This is a genomic window from Anaerobacillus sp. 63XJN7_5_ISO-PGPR-S23-430 (genome assembly GCF_056173695.1).
Window position 1 is genome coordinate 412,689 of sequence record NZ_CM149686.1, and the last position, 12,913, is coordinate 425,601.

Genomic DNA, 12,913 nt, shown 5'->3' on the forward strand with positions numbered 1-12,913 from the left:
GAATCAACAGTATAAGCTAACATAGCCTTTTTGTTAAAGTGACAATCAAAATGATCGTCTTCTTTTTATATTACATTTGATAAACATAAGTAGGTTCATATAAACTAAGAAACAACGAACAATGAATACTTCACGGTTGTCAGGAGCGACGTATGGAAAATCAAACGAGTTATGCCTATGACATTATTCAAGTATGCCTTTTGGCTGGAAAGGTAATGCTGCAAAATGGCGGTGAAACTTACCGTGTAGAAGATACGATGACTAGAATTGCGGACGCTTATGGGGCAACGCATTCGAATAGTTACGTAACCCCTACTGGGATTATTTTCTCTTTAGAAGGTCCTGAACCTTCCAAAACACAGTTGATGCGCATTTCAGAGCGCACGACGGATTTAGATAAAGTAACGAAGGTAAATAGTATATCGAGGAGAATTAGCAGCGGTGGTCTTTCGATTAAGGAAGCTTATGAAGAGCTTGACCAATTGGATAAAATGACCGAGCGGTATACATTTCCTAAGCAGTTAGTTGCTGCTGCGATTGCAAGCGGTTGTTTTCTAATTATGTTTCAAGGGGAGTGGGGAGATTTTCTTCCGGCAGTTCTTGCAGGGGGAGGTGGCTTTTATAGTGTTTCACTATTTAACCGCCTTGTACCGATAAAATTCTTCTCAGAGTTCCTTGCTTCATTTGTCATAGGATTACTCGCTGTCCTTTTTGTGTCTACTGGAATCGGTGGGCAACTTGATAAAATTATTATTGGTTCAGTGATGCCACTTGTTCCTGGTCTATTAATCACGAATGCTGTAAGGGATTTAATGGCGGGGCATTTAATATCTGGCCTATCTAAAGGCGCAGAAGCCTTTCTTACCGCATTTGCGATTGGAGCAGGCATTGCCCTTGTTGTATCATTTTTATAGAAAGGGAGGACAATTATGACAATTATTGCTCAGGTTTTGACGAGCTTTGTGGCAAGTGCAGCGTTTGGATTATTATTTAACGCTCCTAAATCCTCCCTTATTAAAGGCGGGTTTGTTGGCATGTGTGGCTGGATGATTTATTACGGAATGGAGGCATCAGGTATTGATGCTGTCATCGCCACTGTAACAGCCTCATTTGTCATCGCTGTTATTAGTCAGGTTTTTGCAAAGGTGTATCGGACACCAGTCATTATATTTAGTGTAGCGGGGATTATTCCGCTTGTTCCAGGTGGTCTGGCTTACGATGCGATGAGGAATTTCGTTCAAAATGATTACAATAGTGCCATTAACCTTGCAGCCAGAGCATTTATGATATCGGGATCCATTGCAGTAGGGTTAGTATTTTCGGAAGTGATCAATCAAATCATACGGCATTCCACACTCGCAAGGGGGCAGAAATAGGTCTTCATCCTTTTGCAATGTAGGCATTCATTATGATAACGTTTAGTTGGATAACTGTGTCGAACGGTGTCAAATAATGTTAGTATCTGGGGAGGATCAATAATGAAAACCTATCCCCATCTCGGGTTGTTAACAATTCGATTGGTCGTAGGTATGCTTTTTTTTGCTCATGGTTTTTTAAAGTTTTCTGAAGGGATCACGAATACAGTAGCTTTTTTTGAGACAATCGGTATTTCTGGTTTTCTTGCTTATGTTGTGGCTATAGTTGAGTTAACTGGAGGAGTTTTGATGATTCTCGGCTTAGGAACGCGAATTGTCAGCGTACTGTTTTCCATGATTTTATTAGGAGCTCTTCTCTTTGTAAAGAGATCAACTGGAATGCTGGGCGGTTATGAACTAGACATTGCTTTTCTAGCTATGTCAGTGTCTTTATTTCTAGGAGGCGGCGGTCCATATAGTCTTTCAACATACCTTAAGAGAAAAGGTTGGTCGTTTAAGATCGATCAGGAGAAAGTAACAAAGGATTAAAGAGGAAGTGACTGAATGGCTAAACCAAAAAAGAAGTTAAAACCGGGTGCCAGATGGTTATTATTATTTGCGGGACTCGTTATTCTATTTTTGTTTATTAACTTTCTGTTTCATCCATTTGCAAATACAAAAGGATTTAAATTAGATTCTCAACCGCACTTGGGTGAGGAAACAGCGCCAGTTGAAATTGTGCAATTTGGTGATTATAAATGCTCTTCATGTCAATCCTTTAATGAATCTTTGCTTCCAAAAATCCAAGAGGAATTATTAGCAACTGAGAAAGCAAAATTTTACTTTGTCCATTATCCGTTCCTCTATAAAGATTCCACGAGGGCTGCTGAATTTGCTGAGGTTGTTTATCAAGAATTAGGTAATGATGTATTTTGGCAATTTCATCATGTTCTGTATGACAAACATAAAAAAGGATCTGAGACGAAAGATGTTTTAACTGAATCTTTCTTAACGAAAACCCTTAGTGGTCTAGTTAGTGAAGAAGAAACGGACAGAGTTGTTAAAGCCTATAAGAGTGGTGCAGGTGAGAAACGAGTAGAAGCTGACCTTGCTTATGCAAATAAAAAGAATGTTTCAGAAACGCCTACCTTATTTGTAGATGGTAAGCGTTTTGACGGAACTAGTTTATCTGAATTAAAACAAATGGTTGAGGATTCAACCGACGAATAAATAAAGGCGCTGTGAAGGCGTCTTTTTTTTGTTGCATTCTAATTAATTGGTTCCTCTGCAGGCGGAAAAATCATTAAATAAACGTTTGTTTAAGGTATAAATAGTTAAACAAACGTTTGATTAACGAATGGTATTGACTTTTGGATCCCCGGCATGAAGAATAGAGAAGTACAATTGAATAAAATGGAAAAGGTGTACTGATTCCAGTACTTAATAGGGAAATTGGTGAAAATCCAATGCGGTCCCGCCACTGTAAGAAGTAAGGACGGTGCGTTACCCCACTTATCAATGATAGGGAAGGGGCATTCGTTCAACAAAGCTTCAAGCCAGGAGACCTGCCTTTTCTAAAGCACTGATTGACCTACGGACGATAGGGGGGTGTAACGGAGAAGACTGGGAAAAGTCTATTTGTTATGCATGCTCTTATGAAAAGAGTATGCATTTTTTATTGTTTAGAAAAGGAGAGATGATATGAAAAAGAATGTAAGCGAATCAAGAGTGTATAAGAGCAGCCGTATTTTTCCGCCTGACCTTAACAGCCATGGAACATTATTTGGGGGTAAACTCCTTGCCGATATGGATATGCTAGCATCAATCGCGGCGACAAGGCATTCTCGTCTAGAATGCGTGACAGTGTCTATGGATACGGTGGAGTTTTTACATCCTATAACGGAAGAGGATTCGATTCATTATGAAGCTTTTGTCATATGGACAGGTAAAAGCTCAATGGAAGTTTTTGTGAAAGTAAACGCCGAACACCTTTTAACGGGTGCCAATCGTATAGCAGCGACGTGTTTTATTACGTTTGTAGCCCTTCTCGACGGTAGACCAATGAAAGTACCTGGAATTCAGCCGGAAACTGAAGGGGAAAAGCAGCTTAACGAGCTAGCCCAAAAAAGAGCTCAAACAAGATTAGATCGTAAAGAAACAAGCAAGAATCTAGGGGGAATCCTAACGTTGTTATAACCAGAAAAGAGGGCTGGAGTATTCCGGCTCTCTTTTGTTAGTCGTGAGACATTTTATCGTTATATTTTGGTTCATTCCTAAAAGATGGTAGTTTTGTATTTAAAACCACATTTAGCTGATTGGAGAGGGAATCACCCCTCACTCTTATAGAAACAATATTTACGAGAGAGGTTCCTTTTTAGATCCCCTGGAATCGGAAACTTTTTGTGGAAATCAAGTTAGTAAAAGAGTGTTGAGTGGTATAGGGATGAGAGTGAAATGAATAAAAACAAAGGAGACGGCCAATGTGGATTAGACATGATTTCTTCAAGTATATAACAGGTATTATTCTATTATTAATCTGTTTTTTCTTTTTGACAGAATTAGATTTATTGAAACCGGTGAAAACAATTATAGGTACATTGTTTTATCCAGTACTAATTGCTGGTTTTTTGTATTATGCAATCAAGCCTATTGTTAAGTTATTAAAAAAGATTCCATTTGTATCAGATATTGTCGCGATTTTAATTGTGTTTATAGGGATTGCGGGTATCCTCTATACTGGATTCACTTTTCTAGCAAATCCGATTCAGAGTCAGGTTTCAGAGTTTTCGAAGGAGTTGCCTGAGAAGCTGAAAGAATCAGCAAAAGAAGCTGAGAAAATGATGGAGAAAAATGATATGGGGATGCTTTCTGTAGAAAACCTTCAACAAAAAGCAACGAGCTATTTAGGTAATTTAACGCAAAGCCTCGGTGATCATATTATGCAGGTTGTGAGTGCATTAACAAGTGCTACGACAGTCCTTGTAATCGTACCTTTTGTCTTATTCTATTTTCTTAAAGATGATCATAAATTAAGCCCATTTCTCCTAAGATTTATTCCAAATAAACATCAGGGTGAAGGAGAACAGATCCTTCATAAGGTTGATAAAACTTTATCGGCCTATATTATCGGACAAATTATTGTAGCAATCGTAGACGGTGTCCTAATGTATGTTGGTTATTTAATCATTGGACTACCTTATGCATTAATATTAGGACTATTTGTGATGATCACAGCAGTGGTCCCATTTTTCGGACCAATTATTGGTGTGATACCTGCTCTGGTTGTCGCTTTAACACAAGAACCGATGTTAGCCTTGTATGTGATTATTATTACGATAGTTGTTCAACAGTTAGAAGGAAACCTGGTAGCGCCTGTTGTCTTAGGTAAAAGGTTAAACATACACCCTTTAACCATCATTTTACTACTAATTGTAGCAGCGGCTTTATATGGGTTCATTGGGATGCTGATTGCTATTCCACTTTACTCCGTCATTAAGGTCATCGTTAAGAATTTCTATGAATTTTATCGAATACGGCATCGATCCGAATTAACTGAATAACGGTAAAAGCCCCTACTTCATTGAGAAGTAGGGGCTTTTATTTGAGTAACACCTAAAAACATGTTGAGTAATCGCCTTATAAATAAATATGTGCAAGACGCTCATATGATTTTCTTCGCTCATCAAAATCATGTATGTTTGTGAGAACCATGAATTCTTCAGTTTGATAGTGTTCGGCTAATTCGTCGATTTTCTTCTTTACTGTTTCTCTAGATCCGATTATCATTCGTTTTCGATTATTTTTTATTCGTTCTTCTTCCGTTACTGTATAACGGTGCTGTTTAGCTTCGTCAATGGATGGCACTCGACTATCAAGACCTTTTTCTACTCGCAGAAGCCAGAGATCCTGACTTAAAGCAAGTTCTTCCGCCTCTTCGTCAGTTTCTCCACATACGACGAATAGGGCAATAATAGCTGAAGGAGAAGGACTATAATAAGTAGGTTGGAACAGTTGATAGTAAGTTTGGAGGGCGTTTTTACCTCGATCAGGTTTAATAAAATGCCCAAAGACATAGCCAATGCCCAATTCTGCTGCTTTTTTAGCACTATTCTCACCCATACCTAATAGCCAAAGAGAAGGGGGTGAGTCGGTTTGAGGAGCTGCTTTTATGCCGGCAAACTCGTGTCCTCTCGGCATAGAGTCAGTCAAGTAGTGGGAGAGCTCTTCTAATTGACGTGGGAATTCATTCAAGCTTTTATTAATGCCATCTGTTAAAGCTAATCGTGTTTTTGCTGTACCACCGGGTGAACGGCCGACTCCAAGGTCAACACGTCCTGGATGAAGAGCTTCTAGTTGTCGGAAATTCTCTGCCACTTTGAATGGACTATATTGTGGAAGCAGGACACCACCAGAGCCTACCTTGATATTAAAGGTTGAGGCTGCGATGTGAGACATCATAATCTCTGGAGAGGTGCTGGCAAGCCCTTTTGTACTATGGTGTTCTGCAAACCAGTATCGGTAGTATCCAAGAGCTTCTGCAGTACGTGCGAGTTCACGCGTATGCTCAAGTGTTTTATAGGCATCACTCCCTGAAGGTATAGGGACTTGATCAAGAATGCTTAATGTAACCATGGTCAGACTCCTTCCGCTTTATTAAGTAGTATTAACCTTCTATCATTATCGTAACGCGATAGGAAGGTATGTGATAGTAAGACGACTTTGTGTTTAAAATTTATTGTGAAACATTGAACAAACTTATTGCAATTAATACAAAAGGAACATATAATTACAATATAGAAATTGTGAAACACATCACATGATTGCGTCCTTTTATGTGAAATAATTCACAATTATACAAGGAGGAATTATTGATGAAAGTAGCAGTTGTTGGATGTACACATGCCGGAACGGCCGCAGTTACGAATATAGCAACACGTTATCCTGAAGCAGATATTACGGTTTATGAGCGTAATGATAATGTCTCTTTCTTATCTTGCGGAATTGCTCTTTATGTTGGAGGAGTTGTAAAAGATCCAAAAGGTTTATTCTATTCATCTCCTGAGAAGTTAGAAGAGATGGGTGTCACAATGAAAATGAAGCATGAAGTATTAGATATTGATTCTATAAACAATCGTATTAGCGTTAAGAATTTGAATACAAAAGAAGTGTTTGAGGATGATTACGATAAGCTTGTGATGGCGACAGGATCATGGCCGATTATTCCGCCTATTGAAGGAATTCAACTTAATAATATCCTTTTATCAAAAAACTATACCCAAGCTAATACAATTATCGAACGAGCAAAGGAAGCTAAACGCGTTACCGTTATTGGGGCAGGCTATATTGGAGTTGAGTTAGTAGAGGCTTTTCAGAAATATGGAAAAGAAGTAACCTTAATTGATGGAGAAGACCGTATCTTAAGTAAGTATCTTGATCCAGAGTTTACAGATATAATTGAAGAGGACTTCAAGACTCGTGGCATTCGTCTTGCGCTTAACGAAACAGTGACTCGTTTTGAAGGAGAGGAACACGTCTCTAAAGTTGTGACAACCCGTGGAGAATATGAAGCAGATCTCGTTATTCTTTCTGTAGGCTTTCGTCCGAACACAGATCTTCTTAAAGGGCAGATAGAGATGATGCCAAACGGGGCCATTATTGTAGATGAATATATGAGAACAAGTAAGGAAAATATTTTTGCTGCTGGCGATAGCTGTGCTATACAATACAATCCTACTGGTGAAAATGCGTATATTCCTTTAGCTACAAATGCTGTTCGAATGGGTACCCTCGTTGGACAGAACATTATGAAACCAACGATCAGATATATGGGCACTCAGGGGACATCTGGTTTACACCTTTTTGATCACAGTATGGCTTCTACTGGTTTAACCGAGAGGGCAGCTATTAGTGTGGGTAAGAATGTGAAAACAATCACAATAAAAGAAAACAATCGTCCAGAGTTTATGCCAGATTATGAAGTGATCACACTGAAGGTGGTTTATGAAGTGGATACGAGGAGAATTCTTGGAGCTCAAGTGATCTCTAAAGCAGACGTAACGCAATCAATTAATACACTCTCTGTTTGTATTCAAAACAAAATGACTATAGAAGAATTAGGATACATCGATTTCTTTTTCCAACCACATTTTAATAAACCGTGGAACTTTCTAAATCAGGCTGGTTTACAGGCCGCTTTATAGATGATTATCCGCTGGCATATAGCTAGCGGATTTCTTGTGTAATGAGAAATAGAAACATTTTCTTCCACTTGCATCCTCTCGATACGATATCCATAATGAAGGTTAGAATTTGTGTAGGAGAGAGTGAGCAAGTAGTGACCAATAAGAGTATAAATAAAGCAACGAAACAAAGTCATACGCGTATTTATCTTGTACGACATGGTGAAAGTGAATGGAATGCAGCAGGAGATCTTTATTGTGGACGAACAGATATTGGACTTTCTACGGAGGGAGCCACTCAAGCGAAGAATGCAGGCGACTTTCTAAGTTCGGTTTCGTTTGATCGAGCTTATGCTTCTCCATTAATACGTGCACGTCATACAGCTGAACTCATTTTAGGAGAACGAGATTTGCCGATTCAAATAGATGAACGGATCTATGAAGGTGATTTTGGAGAGTGGGAAGGTCGATCGAAAGCGGAGTTTATTAAAGAAGATCCTGACTCATGGGATAATTGGATGGCTAACCCATGGGAAACAAGAGCGGGGCGAACGGGTGAAACGGCTCGTGAAATGTATGAAAGAGCGTCATCTTTTTTTAAGGAAATAAGTGAAAAGCATTCCGGTGAAACGGTGCTCGTTGTTGCGCACAACAACACGATTCGTTTCTTTCTAGCAGGGGTACTTGGGATGCCTTTTGCCAACTATCGTCGCATCTTTCAAGATAATACAGGAATAAATATCCTTGATGTGGCTGGCGATGAAATCGTGATCCGCAGTCTGAATATCAACTCTCATCTAAGTGCAGATAGATAGAAAAAAGCGATGCAGCTGATATTATCCCCTTTAAGTAGACATTCAAAAAAACCTCCATGATATGGTGGAGGAAAGAATGATGCTTGGAGGGGATTTTTTCTATGGCTAAAAAAGGGCAGAGGTTTGAGAAGTATACAGACGAGTTTAAACAGAACGCCGTGATGAAATACATTAATGGTTCTCAAAGTTACAAAGCTTTAGCGGAAGAATTAGGAATAAAAAATAGTACACAGCTGAAAGTCTGGGTGAGGAAGTGGAAAAACGGTGAGCCGTTTGATATTCGAAGTCGCAGTGAGGTAAATCCTATGCATGGTAGGCCACGCACAAACTTTAAAACGATTGAAGAAGAGAGAGATTACCTGAAAGCGCAGGTGGATTACTTAAAAAAGCAGTATCAAAATCTCGAAAAGGAGGGAAAATCACGCAAAAAATAAAGTATGAAACCGTGGAAGATTTAAGGAATAAAGCTCCTGTTACCTGGTTGTTAGAGATTGCTTCCCTCCAACCATCCAGCTATTACAAATGGAGAGCTAGTAAAGTAAAGCTCGAAGAAAGGGCCAATCAAGATCATGACATCCAAATGCATATGATGGGGATTCATTTTCTTCATCCGGAAACAGGTTACCCTACTATGACGCGTTTATTAAAAGAAAGTGGTTACCACATCAACCACAAAAAGGTGTATCGATTGATGAGCGAGATGGGCATTCAATCGGTGATTCGTAGAAAGAGGAAAAGGCATGGATACACTCCATCTGTGATCAATCCCAATAGGCTAAAACGAAACTTTAAAGCAAATGGAACGAATCAGAAAATGGTGACGGACATTACTTATGTATCAGATGGTAAACGATTCTATTACTTATCTGTGATTCAAGATTTATTCAACAATGAGATCGTAAGCTGGCAGCTTTCTAAACGCAACGATTTAGCGCTTGTACTAGATACAGTTGCGCAATGGACAAAGAAAAAAGACGTAACGAAAGCCGTTCTCCATTCGGATCAAGGCTTTCAGTATACGTCTAAGGCATACAACACACGAATAGAAGAATACGGCGTTAAGGGCAGCCACTCTCGCAAAGGAAACTGCCTGGATAATGCCTGCATTGAGTCCTTCTTTTCGCATCTCAAAACAGAGAAGTTGTATATCAATCAGTGTAAAACAGAAAACGAGATCAGACAAGCAATCGAGGATTACATCTACCACTATAACTACAGACGTTTCCAGAAGAAATTAAAGCAACGCGCGCCGATTGAATATCGACACGCGTTGGCAGCTTAGTTTTTTTAGACTGTCTACTTGACAGGGGTAGGACCAAACTGCATCGCTTTTTTTATTGAGAAAGCTCTTTATATGATTTTTTTACGACGCTACTTAAAGCGATCAGGGCAATGACGTTGGGCAACACCATGAATGCATTAAATGTATCGGCAAGCTGCCATACGAACGGCACATTTAAAACAGTTCCTAGGACGATGAAAACAAGAACAGCACCACGATAGTAAGGGACGCTTTTTTGTCCAAATAAATAATTTACATTTGTTTCGCCAAAGTAAGCCCAGCCTAAAATTGTTGTGAAACTAAAGAACAAAAGACTAAATGCAATAAAGTAAACACCAAAGCCCCCTAGGCCACTAGTGAAACTAGCTTGCGTTAACTCAATTCCAGTAAGGTTAGAACTTGCCCCGTCCGTTACAAGAATCACGAGTGCTGTAACGGTACAAATAATCACGGTATCGATGAGAACACCGACCATAGCTACAAATCCTTGCTGTGCAGGGTGTTTCACTTCTGCCACTGCGTGGGCATGAGGTGTTGACCCCATACCTGCTTCATTTGAGAATAGCCCTCTTGCAACCCCGTACCGAATCGCTTCTTTTATCGAGGCACCAAGCACTCCGCCTCCAGCTGATTCTGGAGTGAATGCCGATTCAACGATAAGTGATAGTGCTGGAAGTACTTGATCGAAATGTATGACAAGAATGATAAGAGCTCCGATAATGTAGAGTAACGCCATAATCGGAACGACATTGCCTGCAAATCGAGCAATTCGATTGATACCACCGAATAGTATTAAACTAATTAAAATCGCTACACCTATGCCGATCGCAATTGGTGGAATTTGAAATGCGGTTTGAAAAGCCTCGGCTATTGAATTAGATTGCACCATATTCCCAACAAAACCGAGCGCACAAATGATCGCAATCGCAAAGAAGGCGGCTAATTTTTTACTACCTAGACCGTCGCGAATATAGTAAGCGGGTCCACCTTTTACGACCCCATTTTCTTTTACGCGAAATTTCTGAGCTAGTACAGCTTCAGCAAAGATCGTCGCCATACCAAGAAAGGAAGAGATCCACATCCAAAAAATAGCTCCTGGTCCCCCAGCTGCAATAGCAGTGGCTACTCCGGCTAAATTCCCAGTCCCTACTTGAGCCGCAATGGCTGTTGAGAGGGCCTGGTAAGACGAAATACCTTTTTGTTTCTTTTTTGAAAACAGGGGCCCAAATGTTTGGCGAAATCCTTCTTTTAAGCCTGTAAACTGGATAAAACCAAGACGTATCGTGAAAAACAACCCAGTTCCAAGGAGGAGGGAAATCATTATGGGTCCCCAAAGAACCGCGTTAATTGCTTCTATTACTTGCACTGTTGTCAACTCGCTCTCATGAAAAAATAAGATTCTCCCATAATAGCTTACTTTTTCACTATACTTCAACCCATTAAATCGCTATGGTATACATTTCCTTAATAATTAGTTTGTGATCGAAGTTGTTTTCTCGAACTTTTTTGTTTCTGAATCCATTGATAGAAGAACAGAATACCAATCACAAAGAGCCCTAGAATCATGTAGAGATTAGCATAACCGAGAGAAGTCACAATGATGCCGAGTACGAATGACCCCGTTGCGATTCCAGTATCGAAAAAGGTGAAAAAAGTTGCCGTTGCATGCGCGCTTCTTGATTCGGGAGCTGCTTGGATAGCAAGTGTTTGGAAGCTTGGTACAATCGAACCGTATCCTAACCCGATCAATGCCCCTGCAAGAAGTAACATCCATGCTTGTGTTGTAAAACTAAGAGTTACGAGACCAAGAGCAAACAAAACAAATGCAGGAAGAATGACAGTATTAGGTCCTCTTAAATCAAACATCCTGCCAGTGAATGGTCGTGAGACAAGCATAGCTACAGCGAATACTGCGAAAAAGAATCCCGCAGCTTCAAGAAGACCGATTGATTTCGCGTATAGAGAGATAAATGAAATGACGCTTGCATAAGAGAAAGCAACAAAGAGTCCAACGATTGCAATTGGGAATGATTTTATTTCGAAAAGATCATCAAATGATAATTTTTTCTTAGGTATAGGTTCGGTATTTTCTATGGCTTTTACGCCTAGTGTGCAAAGAACCCCTATCACCATTATGGTACTTAATACAAGGAATATTGTTATATATGAAACATATTGAAGAAGCGTTAGGGCGAGGAAGGGACCAGTAACAACTGCAAGGTTCATAGACATTGCGAAATAACCCAAACCTTCTCCACGTCGTTCTCTTGGAATTGTGTCTGCAGCAATTGCTCCGGCTGCCGTGGTAACAATACTAAACCATACACCGTGAAAGAATCGTAGTAAGAGTAAAGCATAATAGTTGTCTACTAATGGATAGATAAAAGAAGCCGCAGCAAATAGAGAAGCACTCGTTACGAGCATTTTCTTTTTGCCAAACCGATCAATCAATTTTCCAGAGAAAGGGCGAACAATAATAGCAGATAGTAAGAAAATCGTAATAATAAGACCTGCTTGAGATTCGCTTCCGCCAAGTTCCTCTGTAACGTATATAGGGAGTAAGGTTAGAAGTGCATAGAAAACAATGAAGATAAATAGATTACTAGTTGAGATATTTAAAAAGCTTTTTGTCCAAATCGGTTGTTTATTAGACATGTGTTTTCTCTCCTTTCTGTTGCCCTATTTTGTTTAGAAGATGATAAAAGTGAATCTGCTCTTCAGTTGATAGGTGTTGAAGGAGGGATTCTTCCATCTCTTTAATAGAATCTTTTATGGTAGGCAAAAGCCCTTCTGCCTCATGAGTAAGACTAACAATGCGTTCACGCTTATCGGAACCTTCCATTCGATTAATCCAGTTATTTTGTTCCATTCGAACAAGAGTACGAGTGGTAGTTGGCGCTTCAACATTTAAGTATTTCCAGATATCTGTCTGTTTCATAGGACCGAATTGATCAAGACAATAGAGAATCGTCCATTGTGAACTATACAAGTTATACTCTTTCAATAGCTCGTTTACTTCTTTTGTGATGTGTCGCACTTGTTGATTTAACGAATGAAAAATATCGCTTGTTGAAATCATGTTAATCTCCTTTTGTTTACCTGGGTAAATAATTCGCATAGATACTAGTGTACCTAAGGAAGTAAACTTTGTAAACAAATGTCGTTTGCAATGAGATAAGACTCTATTAAATTTATTAACATAACCTCGCTGTTAGTTAATGGAAGATTCACTTTGATATATACGATGATAAAAAAAGGTGTAGAAAGGTATGAATCGAAAGA

13 protein-coding genes and 1 riboswitch are annotated in these 12,913 nt (G+C 39.4%); of the genes, 9 read left to right on the top strand and 4 right to left on the bottom strand.

The genetic code is table 11. The features are described from left to right. The first annotated feature begins 152 nt into the window (after nt 1–152). From AC0VYJ_RS02235 to AC0VYJ_RS02260, 6 genes are all read left to right on the top strand, one after another. A complete protein-coding gene (locus AC0VYJ_RS02235) occupies nt 153–914 on the top strand; it encodes a threonine/serine exporter family protein (protein WP_475366414.1) in 762 nt (253 codons plus the stop codon). 15 nt (nt 915–929) lie between these two features. After that, the gene (locus tag AC0VYJ_RS02240; protein ID WP_194222355.1) at nt 930–1,376 is read left to right on the top strand and encodes a threonine/serine exporter family protein; all 447 of its coding nucleotides are present in this window, start codon (nt 930–932) and stop codon (nt 1,374–1,376) included. Nucleotides 1,377–1,478: 102 nt separating this feature from the next. Further along, a complete protein-coding gene (locus AC0VYJ_RS02245; RefSeq protein WP_475366415.1) occupies nt 1,479–1,904 on the top strand; it encodes a DoxX family protein in 426 nt (141 codons plus the stop codon). Nucleotides 1,905–1,919: 15 nt separating this feature from the next. Then, the gene (locus AC0VYJ_RS02250) at nt 1,920–2,585 is read left to right on the top strand and encodes a DsbA family protein (RefSeq protein ID WP_430241614.1); all 666 of its coding nucleotides are present in this window, start codon (nt 1,920–1,922) and stop codon (nt 2,583–2,585) included. A gap of 173 nt (nt 2,586–2,758) precedes the next feature. Then, nucleotides 2,759–2,942, top strand: a riboswitch (cobalamin riboswitch). A 114-nt stretch (nt 2,943–3,056) separates the two neighbouring features. Beyond that, nucleotides 3,057–3,551, top strand: coding sequence for an acyl-CoA thioesterase (locus AC0VYJ_RS02255; RefSeq protein ID WP_430241612.1), 495 nt, complete (start codon nt 3,057–3,059; stop codon nt 3,549–3,551). Nucleotides 3,552–3,835: 284 nt separating this feature from the next. Further along, nucleotides 3,836–4,915: an AI-2E family transporter gene (locus AC0VYJ_RS02260; RefSeq protein ID WP_475366416.1), complete on the top strand. Its 1,080-nt coding sequence runs from the start codon at nt 3,836–3,838 to the stop codon at nt 4,913–4,915. A gap of 76 nt (nt 4,916–4,991) precedes the next feature. On the opposite strand, the gene AC0VYJ_RS02265 is transcribed toward AC0VYJ_RS02260, so the two are convergent. Beyond that, entirely contained in the window at nt 4,992–5,987 is a 996-nt protein-coding gene (locus AC0VYJ_RS02265) for an LLM class flavin-dependent oxidoreductase (protein ID WP_475366417.1), read from the bottom strand. Nucleotides 5,988–6,226: 239 nt separating this feature from the next. On the opposite strand from AC0VYJ_RS02265, the gene AC0VYJ_RS02270 reads away from it, so the two are divergent. The 3 genes from AC0VYJ_RS02270 to AC0VYJ_RS02280 all read left to right on the top strand — a co-directional run bounded on the left by AC0VYJ_RS02270 (nt 6,227) and on the right by AC0VYJ_RS02280 (nt 9,631). Further along, nucleotides 6,227–7,555: a CoA-disulfide reductase gene (locus AC0VYJ_RS02270; protein WP_475366418.1), complete on the top strand. Its 1,329-nt coding sequence runs from the start codon at nt 6,227–6,229 to the stop codon at nt 7,553–7,555. Between the two features lie 134 nt (nt 7,556–7,689). Then, nucleotides 7,690–8,349, top strand: a complete 660-nt coding sequence (locus AC0VYJ_RS02275; protein ID WP_475366419.1) for a histidine phosphatase family protein — start codon at nt 7,690–7,692, stop codon at nt 8,347–8,349. Nucleotides 8,350–8,450: 101 nt separating this feature from the next. Further along, nucleotides 8,451–9,631 (top strand): IS3 family transposase gene (locus tag AC0VYJ_RS02280; RefSeq protein WP_475366420.1). Its coding sequence is split into 2 segments (ribosomal slippage): nt 8,451–8,742 and nt 8,742–9,631, totalling 1,182 coding nucleotides; the frame shifts between segments, so codons are not numbered across the junction. A gap of 52 nt (nt 9,632–9,683) precedes the next feature. On the opposite strand, the gene AC0VYJ_RS02285 is transcribed toward AC0VYJ_RS02280, so the two are convergent. The 3 genes from AC0VYJ_RS02285 to AC0VYJ_RS02295 form a co-directional block, all read right to left on the bottom strand. Further along, the gene (locus AC0VYJ_RS02285) at nt 9,684–10,997 is read right to left on the bottom strand and encodes an alanine/glycine:cation symporter family protein (protein WP_475367444.1); all 1,314 of its coding nucleotides are present in this window, start codon (nt 10,995–10,997) and stop codon (nt 9,684–9,686) included. Between the two features lie 98 nt (nt 10,998–11,095). After that, nucleotides 11,096–12,286 (bottom strand): MFS transporter, encoded by a 1,191-nt coding sequence (locus AC0VYJ_RS02290; protein WP_430241604.1) that lies wholly within the window; start codon nt 12,284–12,286, stop codon nt 11,096–11,098. After that, nucleotides 12,279–12,710, bottom strand: coding sequence for a MarR family winged helix-turn-helix transcriptional regulator (locus AC0VYJ_RS02295; RefSeq protein ID WP_475366421.1), 432 nt, complete (start codon nt 12,708–12,710; stop codon nt 12,279–12,281). Before AC0VYJ_RS02295 ends, AC0VYJ_RS02290 begins: the two co-directional genes overlap by 8 nt. Nucleotides 12,711–12,913 lie beyond the last annotated feature (203 nt).